This is a genomic window from Curtobacterium sp. MCBA15_013, from assembly GCF_001865095.1.
Lineage (GTDB): Bacteria > Actinomycetota > Actinomycetes > Actinomycetales > Microbacteriaceae > Curtobacterium.
Window position 1 is genome coordinate 185,214 of record NZ_MJGQ01000015.1, and the last position, 15,281, is coordinate 200,494.

Genomic DNA, 15,281 nt, shown 5'->3' on the forward strand with positions numbered 1-15,281 from the left:
CGCCCTGGCGACACGGACGCGCGCCGCACGCGGCACGGTGTCGCTTCCGCAGCACGGACTGCGCCGCACCGCCGACGGACGGGAGGCGCGGTGCCAGCCCGCATCGCGCCTCCCGGCCGCCGTCACGAAAGCGACAGGTCACAGCGAACCTCCGGCGCACATCTGTCGCCCTGGCGACACGGACGCGCGCCGCACGCGGTAGGCTGTCGCTTCCGCAGCACGGACTGCGCTGCGACTGACCGCCGGACGGGAGGCGCGGCGCCAGTCCGCACCGCGCCTCCCGTCCGCCGTCGCGCACCTCACGCGCCCAGCGACACCTCACGCGCCAGCAGCCCCGTGAACTGTCGCCCACCCCGTGAAGTCGCGACCGCCCCGCCCCGCCCCGCGGCCGCGCCGCACGGCAGAAGGCGCCGGCACCGCGAAGCGGTCCGACGCCCTCTGTGCTCACTCGACGCCCGCCGCAGCGTGCGCCGAGGCGTCTCAGCCGATCGACACGGCGGTCCAGGAGACCGGCGGGAGCTCGATCGTGATGGTGTCACCCTCGCGGCGGACGGACTCGTTGGTGCGGAGCCCGACGCGCTCGGTGTTCGCCAGGTCGTTCACGGCGTGCAGGTCGTCGTCCCAGACGCCCTCGGCACGGACGTCACCGTCGACCGACAGGCCGGCGAGGTCGATCGTCACCGTGGTCGACTCCGACGGGTGCCGGTTCACGAGGAACACCGCGGCACCGTCGTCCGAGACCGTGGCGGCCGAGTCGACGACCGGGACCTCGCCGTACTTGCCGCCGTCGACCGTGTCACCCGAGGCCTTGACCTGCAGCGACGTGCCGTTGGCGAGCTTCGACGTCAGCGAGAACGGGAAGAACGTCGTCTGACGCCAGGCCGGGCCGCCGGGCTCGGTCATGATCGGGCCGATCACGTTGACGAGCTGCGCGAGCGAGGCCGAGGCGACGCGGTCGGCGTGCCGCAGCAGCGAGATGAGCAGGCCACCGACGACGACGGCGTCGGCGACCGTGTAGACGTCCTCGAGCAGGCGCGGCGCGACCGGCCAGTCCTGCAGCTCGAAGGTCTTCTGCTGCTCGTTCCACTTCGAGATGGACCAGACGTTCCACTCGTCGAAGGAGATGTCGATCCGCTTGTCGGACTTCTTCTGCGCCTGTACGTGGTCGGCGGCGGTCGTGACCGTCTTGATGAAGTGGTCCATGTTCACGCCGGAGGCGAGGAAGGAGGCGAGGTCGTCGCCCTCCTCGTAGTAGGCGTGGGCGGAGATGTAGTCGACGTCGTCGTAGGTGTGCTCGAGGACGGTCCGCTCCCACTCGCCGAACGTCGGCATCGACGCCCCGGAGGAACCGCAGGCGACGAGCTCGAGGTCGGGCTGGATCTGCCGCATGGCCTTGGCGGTCATGGCGGCGAGCTTGCCGTAGTCCTCGGCGTTCTTGTGACCGAGCTGCCACGGGCCGTCCATCTCGTTGCCGAGGCACCACATCTTGATGGCGAAGGGCTCCTGGCGACCGTTCGACTTGCGGTACTCGCTGAGGGCGGTGCCGGCGTCGATGTTCGCGTACTCCAGGAGCTCGATGGCCTCCTGCGTGCCGCGCGTGCCGAGGTTGACGGCGAGCATGAGCTCCGAACCGACCTGGTCGAGCCAGTGCTGGAACTCGTGCAGGCCGACCTCGTTCGTCTCGGTCGAGTGCCAGGCGAGGTCGAGGCGGCGGGGGCGCTGCTCGACCGGGCCGACGCCGTCCTCCCACTTGTAGCCGGAGACGAAGTTGCCGCCGGGGTAGCGGATCGCGGACACGTTGAGTTCCTTGACGAGCTCGACGACGTCCTTGCGGAAGCCGTGCTCGTCGGCGGTCTCGTGCGACGGCTCGTGGATGCCGTCGTAGACGTGGCGTCCGAGGTGTTCGACGAACCCGCCGAACAGGCGACGTCGCACCGGCCCCACGGTGAACGCGGCGTCGAGGACGAGGTGTGTGCGGGGCATGGATCTCCTTCGATCGTGGGGCTGCCTGCGCTCGGCGAAAGTGAGCGCTCACGTTCCCGAAACGCTAGCGGCTTTCCGCGCGACACGAAAGGGGGCGGCCACGAACATCACGGATCGGTCGTCACCCGCGCCGAAAGGGTGGCGGCACGCCGGGACGCGCGCTAATGTGAGCGCTCACGGAGCACCGACCCTGCTCCGACTCGGCCCGTCCCGATGGAGTGATGCCATGCCGAACCGAATCCCCGTACCCACCCCGCACCCACGAGGCGGCGCCTTCACACGGCGGAGCCTCCTCGCCGCGGGCGCAGCCGCCGCGACGGTCCTGCCGCTCGCCGCCTGCTCCAGCCCCCTCGCCGCCGGCATCGCCGGTGCACCGCTCAACCCGGAGACGCTCGTCTTCTGGAACCTGTTCGGTGGCGGTGACGGCCTCCGCATGCAGGAGATGGAGGCCGGCTACGCCAAGCAGCACGGCGGCTCGTCCTCGCTGCAGGCGACCACGTTCGCGTGGGGCAACCCGTACTACTCCAAGGTCACACTGGCCACCGTCGGGAACAAGCCGCCGGACGTCGCGATCGCCCACCTCACCCGTGCGAAGCCGCTCTGGGACGGCGACCTGCTCGACCCGATCACGAACGAGGACCTGGCGAGCGTCGGCCTGAGTGCCAGCGACTTCAACCAGAAGGCGTGGACGGCGCAGAAGACCGACGGCAAGAACATCTGCATCCCGCTCGACACCCACCCGTTCGTGCTCTTCTACAACGTTGATGTCTGCCAGAAGGCCGGCCTCATCGACAGCGACGGCAACCTCAAGGACCTGACCGGGATCGACGCCTTCGAGAGCGCCCTCGCCGCGGTCGCGAAGGTCACCGGCGGCACGGCCCTCAACGTCGCGAACGTCAGCGAGATCGCGACCCCGTGGCGGTTCTTCTGGACGATGTACAACCAGATCGACGGTGCGACGCCGTTCATCAGCGACGGTGGCGCGAAGCTCACCGTCAACGAGGACGCGTACACGAAGGTCACCGACATGACCCAGAAGTGGGTGAAGAACGGCTGGCTCAACAAGGGCCTCGACTACGCCACCGCGCAGACGCTGATGTTCACCGGCAAGGCGGGCTTCTTCATGCAGGGCGAGTGGGAGATCAGCACGGCGCAGTCCATCAAGGGCCTGAAGTTCGGCATGGCGCCGATCCCGCAGCTCTTCGACAAGCCGGCGACGCAGGCCGACTCGCACACGTTCATCCTCCCGAGGAAGGACCGCACGCCCGAGCAGCGCAAGGCGCACATGCTCTTCATCAAGCAGATGCTCGAGCAGAGCCTCACGTGGGCGCAGGGCGGTCACGTCCCGGCCTACATGCCGACCTACGACAGCACCGCGTACAAGAAGCTCACGCCGCAGTCGAACTACGCCTCGGCCGCCGAGAGCGCCGTGTTCGACGACCCGGCCTGGTACGGCGGATCGGGGTCGACCTTCGAGAACACGGTCGGCGCCCAGCTCGCCCTCGTCCAGCAGGGCAGCAGCTCCCCCGCGCAGGCCATGTCCGCGATCAAGTCCCAGCTGTCCACCTACCTCAACACCCCGAGCCCGCTGTAAGCCCGCGCGAAAGGCACGATGACGTGACCACAGCACCTGTCCTCGACCGGCCCACCGACGCCACCACGGCGCCGCGTGCTCGCCGGGCCGGCTCCTTCCGGACCAGCCTCACGCGCGGCCAGGGCCGCACGGGGTGGCTCTTCCTCGCCCCCTTCGGCCTGTTCTACCTGGCCTTCCTGCTCGGCCCCACGGTGTGGATGATCGTGTCGAGCTTCTTCAACACCTCGACGGTCCGCACCGGGCTCGGCAGCTTCGCCGGGTTCGCGAACTACGCCGAGATGCTCGGCCGTGACGACTTCTGGTCGTCGCTCTGGCACACCCTGCAGTTCACGCTCTACACGACGCCGCCGCTCGTCATCCTGGCGTTCCTCTTCGCCGTGCTGACGAACCGGATGAACCGCGGCCAGTGGTTCTTCCGACTGGCGTTCTTCCTGCCGTTCATCCTGCCGTCGGCGACGATCTCGCTGATCTGGGTGTTCATCTTCACCCCCGCGACCGGTCTGTTCGCGTCGATCCAGTCGGCCCTCGGGCTGACCCCCGGCGCCGGCGTCCTGGCGAGCCCGAACACCGCGATGATCGGTGTCGCGATCGCCACGGTCTGGTGGACCCTCGGCTTCAACTTCGTGCTCTACCTGGCCGGCCTGCAGGAGATCCCGCGCGAACTGTACGAGGCGGCGGCCGTCGACGGCGCGTCGAACTGGCAGCAGATCAAGTCGATCACGCTCCCGCTGCTCGGCCGCACCACGACGCTGGTCATCCTGCTGCAGATCATCGCCAGCCTGAAGATCTTCGACCAGGTGTACCTGATGACGAACGGCGGACCGGGCATCTCGACCCAGGTCTCGCTGCAGCTCATCACCGGCGTCGGCTTCACCGACAACCGACTCGGCGCAGCATCGGCCGCATCGGTGCTCCTGTTCATCGTGATCGTCGCGATCGCGATCATCCGGCAGATCGTCGAGCGCGCTGCCGCCAAGCGAGAGATGGGTGCCTGACGTGACCACCACCGAGAGCATCACGACCGACCGCCCGAAGCTCCGCACCGGGGTCTCCGCCGCGGCACCGGCGAACGCCGCCAAGATCGGCGTCTCCGGCAAGGGCTTCAACCTCGTCGCCGGCATCATCCTCGGCGTCTTCGCGGTGATCTGGCTCATCCCGAGCCTGTTCGCCCTGAAGACGTCCTTGTCCGACAACGGCGTCGCGGCCCTCGGCGCCAACTCGATCCTGTCGAACTGGAACCCGACGCTGCACTCCTACGCGGCACTGTTCCAGGCCGGCGACATCTGGAACTGGTACCTGGCGAGCGGCATCACGAGCCTCGTGACGACCGCCCTGACGGTGCTGTTCGCGTCGATGGCGGCGTTCGCGCTGTCCCGGCTCGCGTTCCGCGGGCGGAACGTCGCGTTCCTGCTCATCATCCTGGGCATCATGATCCCGACGCAGGTCCTGATCATCCCGATCTTCCAGGAGCTCAACTCGGTCGGCCTGCTGAACACCTACTGGTCGGTCATCTTCCCGCAGGTGCCCGCGGTGATCGCGGTGTTCATCTTCAAGCAGTTCTTCGACGGCATCCCCCGGGAGCTCGAGGAGGCGGCGCGCATCGACGGCGCCGGCATGTGGAAGATCTACTGGTCGGTGATCCTGCCGCTCTCGCGACCGGTCATCGCCGCGGTGGCGATCCTGACGTTCGTCGGGGTCTGGAACAACCTGCTGCTGCCACTGTTCGTGCTGTCGAACCCGGACCTCATGACGATCCCGGTCGGGCTCGCCACGGTCCAGGGCAGCTTCGGTCAGCGCTACGCGGACATCCAGGCCGGGGCGATCCTGGCGGCGCTGCCGCTGATCATCCTGTACCTGATCTTCCAGCGGCAGATCGTCGAGGGCGTGACGGGTTCCGGCCTCAAGGGCTGACGCGACCACAGGACGGACGGGAGGGACGGTGCCAGCTGGCACCGTCCCTCCCGTCTCGGCCGTCACCCCGCTGGCGCGGTGCGCCGGAACCGGCGGGTGGGGCCCACCTCCCGTCCCGCGTGTGGGGACCCCGGACGCGGGGTGGCCGGCCCGCCGCGTCGTCCGGCATGATCGCGGGGTGCCGAAGACCCACCGGCGGCTGCTCGCCGCCATCGCCGCCACGGGCGTCCTCCTGTCCCTGACCGGGTGCACGCACCACAACGCGTTCCCGAAGGACTACGGGCACGCGTGGCTCGACCGCATGACGACCCTCCTCGGCGGCGGTGAGGACGGGGAGGGCGGAGCGGGTGGGCAGCTCCTCGCGGACGACGACGACCACGGACCGGTCACCGGGTCAGCCGCGCTCCAGTACGAGCTCTCGGGCCCGTACGACGTCCTCGCGGTGTGCCGTTCGACGGCGACCGTGCACCTGACGATCCGCGACTTCACCGCGCGGAAGGAGCACGACGGCGAGTCGACGGATCCCCGCACGGTCCTCGACGAGGGCGAAATCGTCTGCGGCGCGACCACCCGCCTGTCCATCACGGTGCCCGCCGACGCCGACGGCATCATGCTCGACGTCAGCACCGCCGATCGGTCGGGGCGTGCGCTGTGGGACGCGGCCATCGTGCCGCGGGGCTGGACGCCCTGACGCGACGGGGCGCGGGTCAGGCGGAGACGGACTCGCGGGCCTGGTGCTTCCAGAAGCCGGAGAACGTGATCCGGGACTTCGGCAGCCCGGCACGGTGCAGGTGTCGACGTCCCTCCGTCGCGAGCGTCGACTCGCCCACCACGAAGGCGTACCCGCGGTCGTCGGCCGGGACGTGCCGCTGGAGCTCGGCGAGCGCCGCCCGACCGGGGACCGCGTGCGGGGCGACCTCGTCGCGGACGATCCACGTGACGGTGACACCCGTGGGTGCGTCGAGAGGACGGACGTCGCCTCTGGACGGGACCTCCTGGATGATGCGGCCGACCGCGTCGCGCGGGAGCGAGGCGGCGATGCCGACGACCCCGGGGAGCCCGGTCTCCTCGGCGGCGACCAGCACCTCGCTCGTGTCGGGCGGGCAGTCGAAGATGCAGCCCTGGTCGAGCATCGCGAGCTCGTCACCGGGGCGGGCGTCGCAGGCCCAGATGGCTGCGCGGCCCTCGGGGGTGCCGTCTGCGTCAGTGTGCACGACGAAGTCGACGTCGAGTTCGGGTGTGCCGTCGGCGAGCCGGCGGAAGGCCGCGACGGTGTAGTTCGCGCAGTGCGGGCGGACGTCCTCGGGGATGGCGAGGTAGGTCGGCCACCACTTGGTGCCGTCGAGGTCGGGCATCCGGAAGGCGTCCTGGTCCGGGCGCTGCACGAACAGGCGGAACCAGTGGTCGAACCCGAGGTAGCGGAACTCGTGCAGGTCGTCACCGGTGACCGTGACGCGGTGCATCGACGGGGTGACCCGTTCGGTGCGGACGACCCGCGCGCGGAAGAGCCGGGGGTTCTCGGGCAGGAGCCGCGGGATCTTCGCCATGAGGCAAGGCTAACCTAAGATGATCTCCGTGCCAGCCCCCATCCCCACCCTGGCTCCCGTCCGGGAGGCCCCCGCCACGCGTCCGACCGACGCGCTCGGCGTGCACCGAACCGCCGTCCGACGCCGGGCCCTGGTGATCGTCGCCCTCGTCGTGGTGCTCGCCCTGGTGGCGGTCGCGAGCCTGCTCCTCGGCAGCAACCGGATCGGCGCCGACCGCGTCCTCGACGGGCTCATGCGCACCGGCAGCAGCACGGACGAGGCGATCGTCTGGGGCTCCCGCATCCCCCGCACCCTCATCGGTGCAGCGGTCGGAGCGGCGCTCGGGATCGCGGGCCTGCTCATGCAGGGGCACACCCGGAACCCGCTCGCCGACCCCGGCCTGTTCGGCGTCTCGTCCGGCGCCGGCCTCGCGGTCGTGATCGGCGTCTACGTGTTCGGCATCACGAGCACGGGCGCCACGGTGTGGTTCGCGCTCGTCGGGGCCCTCGTGGCGAGCGTGGTCGTGTTCTCGGTGACGATCGCGGGCAGCGGGACCGCGAGCCCGGTGCCCCTCGCCCTCGCCGGAGCCGCGGTCTCGGCGCTGCTCGGTGCCCTGACGTCGTTCGTGGTGCTCACCGACCAGGACTCGCTCGACGCGTACCGGCTGTGGGTCGTCGGGTCGCTCGCGGCACGGCAGCTCGACGTCCTCGGAGCGGTCTGGCCGTTCCTCGTCGTCGGACTCGTGCTCGCCGTACTGAACGTGCGGGCGCTCGACGCGCTCGGGCTCGGGACGGACCTGGCGAAGGGCCTCGGCGAGAACGTGCTCGTCGCGCGGCTCGTCGGACTCGGCGGCATCACGCTCCTCGCCGCCGGGGCGACCGCCGCCGCGGGCCCGATCGGGTTCGTCGGCCTCACGGTGCCGCACGTCGCCCGGGCACTCGTCGGCACGGGGCACCGCTGGACCCTGCCGGTGTCCGCGCTGGTGGGTGCGGCGCTCGTCGTGCTCGCGGACGTGGTCGGTCGCCTGATCGGCGGCTTCGCCGAGGTGGAGGTCGGCATCGTCCTGGCCGTCATCGGCGGGCCCGTGTTCGTCGCCGTCGCACGTCGCCGATCGCTGGTGTCGCTGTGAGCGCGGCGGAGCAGGCGCGAACGCGCCGTCGCGGCGTCGTGGTCGGTCCCGTCGGGCTCGCCTGGCGCCCCCGCGTCTTCTGGTACACGGTCGCAGCGCTCGGTACCGTCGGCGTCCTGGTCGTCCTCGGTGTCGCGATCGGCTCGACCTGGATCGCCCCGGGCACGGTCCTCCGCTCGCTGTTCGGGCTCGAGACGGGGCCGGACGCCTTCATCGTCTCCACCCTGCGCCTCCCCCGTGTCCTCACCGGCGCACTCGTCGGCCTGACCCTCGGCGTCGCCGGCGCCCTCACCCAGACCTTCACGCGGAACCCGCTCGGGACGCCCGACATCATCGGGGTGACGTCCGGCGCGAGCGTCGGAGCGGTGGCCGCGATCGTGCTCGGCGGCGGGTCGTACTCGGTCTCGGCGATCGTCCTCGGCGGGGGCATCCCGGTGGCCGCGACGATCGGTGCGCTCCTCGCGGCCGCGGCGGTGTACGGGTTCGGGTGGCGTGGCGGCGTGCAGAGCTACCGGCTGATCCTCGTCGGCATCGGGGTGAGCGCCACGCTCGACGCGGTCACGAGCTACCTGCTCGTCCGCGCGAAGATCACGGCGGCAGCGGCGGCCTCGCAGTGGCTCGTCGGCAGCCTGTCGAGCACCTCGTGGTCGAGCGTCTGGCCGCTGCTCGTGGTCGCCGCGATCGCCGTCCCCCTGGCCCTGGCCACGAGCGCCGCCCTCGGCATCGGGCAGCTCGGCGACGAGGTCGCGACCGGGGTCGGCCTGGCCGTGCAGCGACACCGACTCGTCGTGATCGCGCTCGCGGTCGTCCTGACCGCCGCCGCCGTCGCCGCGGCCGGCCCGGTCGGCTTCGTCGCGTTGGTGGTCCCGCAGGTCGGGCTCCGGCTCGCCGGCACGAACCGTCCACCCCTGCTGCTCGCCGGAGCGCTCGGTGCCGCCCTCGTCCTCGCCGCGGACCTGCTCGCCCGGTCGGCGTTCCCGTGGCAGGTGCCGGTCGGCATCATCACGACCGTGATCGGCGCCCCGTACCTGATCTGGCTCCTCATCCGTCACCGCAAGGAGATGTCCCGATGACCCCCACCCCGGACACCACGACCGACGCCACCGTCCCCGTGCTCGAGGCGCGCGGGCTCGCGGTCGGCTACGACCGGCACCCCGTCCTCTCCGACCTCGACCTGCGGATCGAGCGGGGTACCGTCACGACGTTCCTCGGCGCGAACGGCTGCGGGAAGTCCACACTCCTCAAGGCCTTCGGCCGGGTGCTCAAGCCCCAGGCCGGCGAGGTCCACCTCGACGGGACCCCGATCCGCCGGGAGTCGAACCGAGCGGTCGCGAAGAAGCTCGCGATCCTGCCGCAGTCCCCCGTGGCCCCGGCCGGGACGAGCGTCCTCGACCTGGTGATGCGCGGCCGGAACCCGCACCAGTCGTGGGCGAAGCCGTGGACCGCCGACGACGCCGACGTCGCCGAGCAGGCCATCGCGGCGACCGGTCTGACCGAGGTCGCCCACCGGGACGTCGCGAGCCTGTCGGGCGGGCAGCGGCAGCGCGCCTGGATCGCGCTCGTGGTCGCGCAGCAGGCCGAGACGCTCCTGCTGGACGAACCGACGACCTACCTCGACCTGGCGCACCAGCTCGAGGTCCTCCGGCTCGTCCGGCGCCTCAACCGCGAACAGGGATCGACCGTGGTCATGGTCCTGCACGACCTGACGCTGGCGGCCCGGTACTCGGACCGGCTCGTGGTCCTGCACGAGGGCGGTGTCGCAGCGGACGGCACCCCGGCGGACGTCCTCACGCCGGAGCTGCTGGAACGCGCGTTCGGGCTGCACGCCCGCGTCGTCGCCGACCCGGTGACCGGGGCCCCGATGATCGTCCCCGAGGCCGACGAGCACGACGTGGTCCGCCACGACGAACTGGCGGGCGCGCTAAACTTAGGTTAGCCTCTCCTAACGTGAAGACCTTCCGCCGCGGCTCCTTCCGCGCCGCCCTCGTGACCTCCGTGGCCGTCTCGGCCCTCCTCCTCGCCGGCTGCTCCAGCACGAACAGCTCCGACGACAGCGCCGGCAGCGGCAGCAGCGCCGCAGCCGACGGCGCCTGGTCGTACAAGGACGCAACCGGCACGACCGTCAAGGTCGACCACACCCCGAAGCGCGTCGTCGTGCTCAACGACATCGCGATCTCGTTCATCGAGTACGGGCTCAAGCCGGTCGGTACCTTCGGGCAGCTCACCATGGCGAAGGACGCCCGCTTCGACGACCTCGACACCGACGGCATCACGCAGCTCGGCGAGGCCTACGGCGACATCGACCTCGAGCAGCTCGCCGCGCTGAAGCCCGACCTCGTCGTCACCTCGGTCTACCCGACGGACGAGAAGGGCACGCTCGACACCACCCAGCCGGGCTACGGCTTCAAGGACAAGGAACAGCAGAAGCAGGTCCAGGCGATCGCTCCGGTCGCCCAGGTCAAGTGGGGCGGCAAGGGCGAGGACGTCATCAAGACGATCGCCGACCTCGCCGAGTCCCTCGGTGCGAAGGAGTCCACGGTCGACGCGGCCGAGGACCGCTTCGAGACCGCAGCGGACGACCTCGAGAAGGCCGCGAAGGAGTCCGACCTCTCGGTCGTCTCGATGTACGCCGACGGCGACGGCGCCTACGTCACCCGCCCGAGCGACGAGCCGACGCTGCAGATGTACACGTCCTTCGGCGTCGACTTCGTGAACCCGAAGCCCAAGGGCTTCTACTGGGGCATCTACTCGTGGGAGAACGCCGGGCAGATCTCGGGTGACGTGATCCTGCTGTCGCAGCAGGGGTACCAGGTCGCCGACCTCGAGAAGCAGCCGACGTTCGCCGACAACGCGGCGCTCGAGGCCGGCCAGGTGCACAGCTGGACCTTCCCGGCGCTCGACTACGCGTCGCAGGCCGGCTACATGACGAAGCTCGCGGGCTGGCTCGAGGACAGCAAGAAGCTGTCCTAGTCGCCACCGGACGACGGACGGGAGGCGCGGTGCCGGCTGGCACCGCGCCTCCCGTCGTTCGTCCGCTGCAGCTCACCCCACGGGCACCGCCGCGTTGACCGCCGTCTGCGCCTGCCGCCACACGGCGGCACGGGTGCTCGCGTACGTCCCCTCGACGTTGTCGAAGTGGCGCAGGTTCGCCTTCCCGCCGTCGGTGTTCCCCTGCCAGTAGGCCGTCACCGCGCGGGTCGTCCCGCCGATGAGCCAGATCTGGTCGGCGTCGTCGGTGGTGCCGGTCTTGCCGAACAGGGTCGCACCGTCCGGGGTCTGCCCGCCGTTCGCGGTACCGCCGCGGAACGCGCCCTGCATGACCTCGAACGCGGTGGTCGCGACGGCGGTGGGGACGGCTTGCCGGCACGAGCGCTGCTGGCCGCCGAGCTGCTCGCCGTCCCGCGAGGTCACCTGGTCGATGACGACCGGCGCGCAGTACACGCCGCCGTTCGCGACGCCGGCGTACGCGGCCGCCATGGTGAGCGGCGCGATGCTCGTCGTGCCGAGCACGGCCGCGGGGTTCGCCGGCAGGGCTCCCCCGGTCGCCGGGTGCACGCCGAGCGCCGCCGCGGTGTCGCGGATGTCGCACAGGTCGAGCTGCTCGGCCATCGACGCGTAGGCGGCGTTCACCGACTGCGCCGTCGCCGCGCGGACCGTGAAGCGGCCGGTCTGCCCCGGCGAGTCGTTCTTCGGGTTCCAGTACGAGTCGAGCGTCTGCCCGCACTGCGTCCACGAGCTCCGCCCGTGCCGGGTGCCGTCGACGACCGCGTCGGGGCTCTTGCCGGCGGCGAGCCACTGCAGGAGCGTGAACATCTTGTAGGTCGAGCCGACCTGGAACCCGGTCGAGTCGCCGTTCGCCTCGTCGGTCGCGTAGTTCAGCGAGGTCGCGCTCGCGGGGGCGTTCGACGAGCGGTCGTAGTCCTTGTTCTGCGCCATCGTCAGGACCCGACCGGTCCCGGCCTCGACCGTGTCCAGCGTGGCGCCGAGTGCGAACCGGGACTCGGTGGCCGGGTCGTAGCGGTCGAGCAGCGCCTTCTGCTGCCCGTTCAGGTCGAGGTCGAGGGTCGTCTGCACGCGGTAGCCGCCCTTCCGCCAGGCGTCGTCGCGGCGGTCCTGCGTCGGGCCGAGCTGCGGCAGTTCCCGCGCGGCCTCGACCGCGTACTGGCAGAAGAACTCGGCGCCGCGGGCGACGGCCTCGCACCCCTGCTGCGGGGGCGTCAGGCGGACGTACTCGGCCGGCTTCGACGCCAGTGCCTCGGTGAGCTCGGCACGGCTCAGGTGCCCCTGGTCGCGCATCGACCGGAGGATGACGTCGCGGCGGGCGACGTTGTCGGCGTAGTGGCTCGGGCGCGACAGGTCCCGCCGCTCCGGCCACTGCACGATCGCGATGAGCGACGCGGCCTCGGCCGGGGACAGGTCGGTGGCGTCCTTGCCGTAGTAGCGCTGCGCGGCGGCCTGCACCCCGTACGTCTGGTCGCCGAAGTACGCGATGTTGAGGTACGCCGACAGGATCTCCTGCTTCGAGTACTCCTTCGCGAGGCCGATCGCCAGCTTCATCTCGGCGAGCTTGCGCTGCGCGGAACGCTTCGTCGCCTCCTTGTACGCGGCGTCCCGCTCCTCGGCCGTAGGGAGCTCGCTCGCCTGCTGGATCTTGATGTTCCGCACCAGCTGCATCGTGATGGTCGACCCGCCGGAGCCACCCTTGCCGCCCGCGGCGACCACGCTCACGAGGGACCGGACCATGCTCGTCGCGTCGACGCCGCCGGTCTCGTAGAAGCGCTTGTCCTCGCCGTCGACGGCCGCGTGCTCGAGGGTGTCGCTGATCTGGTCGAGGCTGAGCTCCTGCCGGTTCTGCGCCCAGACGTTCGCCAGGTGCACCGGCTTCCCGCCGCGGTACGCCCAGACCTCGTTGCGCTGCGGCAGTTCGCCGATCTCGATGTACTCGGGCATCGAGTCGAAGACCCCGATCGCCGAGGTCGTCCCCACCCCGGCCACCGCCAGCACCGGCGTCACGCCGACCCCGACCAGCAACCCGGCGAGCACACTCCCGCCGACGAAGCCGAGCGCGGCTCCTCCTGCACGTCTGAACGTCATCCCCTGGGCCTCCCCCTCGTGTGGATCACCGCTGCTGCGGTTCCCGGAGCGTCCCAGCCGAGGTCGGACGACAGCCGGGACTTCCCCGGGGAAGTCCGTCACGGCGGCTGGGAAGGTCCCGAGGCGGTACGGATCGTTACAGGAGGCCGTGCTCGTAGGCGAAGATGACCGCGTGCACGCGGTCCCGCAGGCCGAGCTTCGCGAGGACCCGGCCGACGTGCGTCTTCACCGTCGACTCGCTCGTGTGCAGCGACGACGCGATCTCCTGGTTCGACAGTCCCCGCGCCATCGCGAGCAGCACGTCCCGTTCCCGGGGTGTGAGCGCGGCCGCGGGGTCCGGGCCGCCGTCCCCCGGATCCGGCAGCCGGGTGCCGAACAGGTCGAGCATCCGCTGCGTGACGCGGGGTGAGACGACCGCCTCACCCGAGGCCACGGCACGGATCGCGTCGAGCAACTGCGCGGAGCTGATGTCCTTGAGGAGGAACCCGCTCGCCCCCGCTCGCAACCCGCCGAACGCGTACTCGTCGAGGTCGAACGTCGTGAGCACGAGCACGCGGGTGTCGGGGAGCTGCTCGACGATCGCGGCGGTCGCGGTGACCCCGTCGACGCGGGGCATGCGGACGTCCATGAGCACGACGTCCGGGTGGTGGGCGCGTGCCAGCTGGACGCCGGCGGCACCGTCCTCGGCCTCCCCGACCACCTCGATGTCGGGCTGGGCGTCGAGCAGGAGCCGGAACCCCGTGCGGATGAGCTGCTGGTCGTCGACGATCGCGACGCGGATCACTCAGGCCTCCTTCCGGACCGGGATCGTCGCCCGGACCTCCCAGCCGTCCGCGGGGCGCGGACCGGCGTGGACGCTGCCACCGAGGGCGTGCACGCGCTCGCGGATGCCCACGAGCCCACGCCCGGCACCGATCTGCGGTGCTGGGGCGGTGCGTCGAGCGTCGTCCGTCACGGTGACGACGACCTCGTCGGACGAGGTGGTCACGGTGGCGGTCACCGCGCGGGCACGGGGGGCGTACCGCACGACGTTCGTGAGGGCCTCCTGGACGATGCGGTAGACCGCCAGCTGCAGGGCGTCGTCGTCCGGCGGACCACCGGCGACCTCGAGCGTGACGGGGGTGCCGAGCGCGCGGAAGCCGTCGACGAGTTGCGGGAGGTCACGGACGGCCGGCTGCGGGGCGAGGGAGTCCGCAGCGTCGGCGCCGCCGCTGCCGGCACCCGGCTCGGACAGCACACCGAGCATGCGCCGCATGTCGGTCATCGCGCTCCGGCCGACGTCCGCGACGCCGCGCATCGCCGTCGCGGACGGGTCGTCGTCCGGCAGCCCCGCCGCGGCGCCCTCGGCCAGTCGGACCATGATCGTGACCGAGTGCGACACGATGTCGTGCATCTCGCGGGCGATCCGTGCGCGTTCGGCTGCCGCAGCGAGCCGGGCCTGCTGATCGCGCTCGCGGGCGAGCTGGCGTGCCCGGTCGATGAGCGCCTCGGTGTAGCGGCGGCGGTCCCCGGTCGTCGTGCCGATCAGCACCGCGATGACCAGGAAGGCCGGCAGCGCGGGTGCGAAGACCTCGCCGAGTCCACCCGATCCCGGGGCCACGACCCACACCCGGACCCCGGTGGCCGCCGCACCGAGCACGGACGCGACGGCGATGCTCCACCACCCCGCTGCCCGCGACCACCACACGCACGCGGCGAAGGCGGCGAACAGCATCGGCGAGTACCCCGCCTCGGTCCACGCCATCGCGACGACGGACACGAGCCCGGCCACGACCGTGACCTGCGGCCGGGTCCGACGGAACGGGATGCCCGCGACCGCGATGCCGACGAGGACCAGCACCACGACCGTGTTCGTGACCGAGGAGTCCGCGCGCCAGACACCGCCGATCGCGAAGGCGACCTCGGGGCCGCCCCAGAACAGGATGAGCAGGACGTCCGCCGCACGCGGGTGTCCGGCCCACCAGCGCCGGATCCGCCCGGGTGCGACGGGCAGCGTGAGGTCCCCGGCGCCGTCGTGCACGGCGCCGGGGACGGGTTCGGTCAT

At 71.3% G+C, this 15,281-nt stretch carries 13 protein-coding genes; 8 read left to right on the plus strand and 5 right to left on the minus strand.

Annotated features, from left to right (window positions below):
- Positions 1 to 480: 480 nt before the first annotated feature.
- Complete coding sequence (gene arfA, locus BIV01_RS10380) at positions 481 to 1,983, minus strand: arabinosylfuranosidase ArfA (RefSeq protein ID WP_070418182.1); 1,503 nt, start codon at positions 1,981 to 1,983, stop codon at positions 481 to 483.
- A 226-nt stretch (positions 1,984 to 2,209) separates the two neighbouring features.
- Between arfA and BIV01_RS10385 the strand changes: the two genes are divergently transcribed.
- From BIV01_RS10385 to BIV01_RS10400, 4 genes are all read left to right on the plus strand, one after another.
- Positions 2,210 to 3,577 (plus strand): extracellular solute-binding protein, encoded by a 1,368-nt coding sequence (locus BIV01_RS10385; RefSeq protein ID WP_071302768.1) that lies wholly within the window; start codon positions 2,210 to 2,212, stop codon positions 3,575 to 3,577.
- A 23-nt stretch (positions 3,578 to 3,600) separates the two neighbouring features.
- Positions 3,601 to 4,572, plus strand: coding sequence for a carbohydrate ABC transporter permease (locus BIV01_RS10390; RefSeq protein WP_070418180.1), 972 nt, complete (start codon positions 3,601 to 3,603; stop codon positions 4,570 to 4,572).
- Position 4,573: 1 nt separating this feature from the next.
- The gene (locus BIV01_RS10395; protein ID WP_083413944.1) at positions 4,574 to 5,488 is read left to right on the plus strand and encodes a carbohydrate ABC transporter permease; all 915 of its coding nucleotides are present in this window, start codon (positions 4,574 to 4,576) and stop codon (positions 5,486 to 5,488) included.
- Between the two features lie 178 nt (positions 5,489 to 5,666).
- Positions 5,667 to 6,179, plus strand: coding sequence for a hypothetical protein (locus BIV01_RS10400; protein ID WP_071302769.1), 513 nt, complete (start codon positions 5,667 to 5,669; stop codon positions 6,177 to 6,179).
- Positions 6,180 to 6,195: 16 nt separating this feature from the next.
- Here BIV01_RS10400 and BIV01_RS10405 read toward each other — a convergent pair whose 3' ends face one another.
- On the minus strand, positions 6,196 to 7,035 hold the full coding sequence (locus BIV01_RS10405; RefSeq protein ID WP_071302770.1) for a siderophore-interacting protein: 840 nt from the start codon (positions 7,033 to 7,035) through the stop codon (positions 6,196 to 6,198).
- A 28-nt stretch (positions 7,036 to 7,063) separates the two neighbouring features.
- Here BIV01_RS10405 and BIV01_RS10410 point away from each other — a divergent pair, with 28 nt between their 5' ends.
- The 4 genes from BIV01_RS10410 to BIV01_RS10425 are packed head-to-tail and all read left to right on the plus strand — an operon-like array spanning position 7,064 to position 11,113.
- Positions 7,064 to 8,143, plus strand: coding sequence for a FecCD family ABC transporter permease (locus tag BIV01_RS10410; protein WP_229086028.1), 1,080 nt, complete (start codon positions 7,064 to 7,066; stop codon positions 8,141 to 8,143).
- Between the two features lie 38 nt (positions 8,144 to 8,181).
- Positions 8,182 to 9,216, plus strand: a complete 1,035-nt coding sequence (locus BIV01_RS10415) for a FecCD family ABC transporter permease (protein WP_254791819.1) — start codon at positions 8,182 to 8,184, stop codon at positions 9,214 to 9,216.
- Positions 9,213 to 10,079, plus strand: coding sequence for an ABC transporter ATP-binding protein (locus BIV01_RS10420; RefSeq protein ID WP_070418178.1), 867 nt, complete (start codon positions 9,213 to 9,215; stop codon positions 10,077 to 10,079). The genes BIV01_RS10415 and BIV01_RS10420 overlap by 4 nt, the downstream gene beginning before the upstream one ends.
- 11 nt (positions 10,080 to 10,090) lie before the next feature.
- On the plus strand, positions 10,091 to 11,113 hold the full coding sequence (locus BIV01_RS10425) for an ABC transporter substrate-binding protein (protein ID WP_071302771.1): 1,023 nt from the start codon (positions 10,091 to 10,093) through the stop codon (positions 11,111 to 11,113).
- Between the two features lie 72 nt (positions 11,114 to 11,185).
- On the opposite strand, the gene BIV01_RS10430 is transcribed toward BIV01_RS10425, so the two are convergent.
- The 3 genes from BIV01_RS10430 to BIV01_RS19770 all read right to left on the minus strand — a co-directional run bounded on the left by BIV01_RS10430 (position 11,186) and on the right by BIV01_RS19770 (position 15,281).
- Positions 11,186 to 13,237 carry a transglycosylase domain-containing protein gene (locus tag BIV01_RS10430; RefSeq protein ID WP_071302772.1) on the minus strand — a complete coding sequence of 684 codons (2,052 nt, stop codon included), beginning with the start codon at positions 13,235 to 13,237 and terminating at the stop codon, positions 11,186 to 11,188.
- Positions 13,238 to 13,373: 136 nt separating this feature from the next.
- A complete protein-coding gene (locus BIV01_RS19765; RefSeq protein WP_070418175.1) occupies positions 13,374 to 14,021 on the minus strand; it encodes a response regulator in 648 nt (215 codons plus the stop codon).
- A complete protein-coding gene (locus tag BIV01_RS19770) occupies positions 14,022 to 15,281 on the minus strand; it encodes a sensor histidine kinase (RefSeq protein ID WP_071302773.1) in 1,260 nt (419 codons plus the stop codon).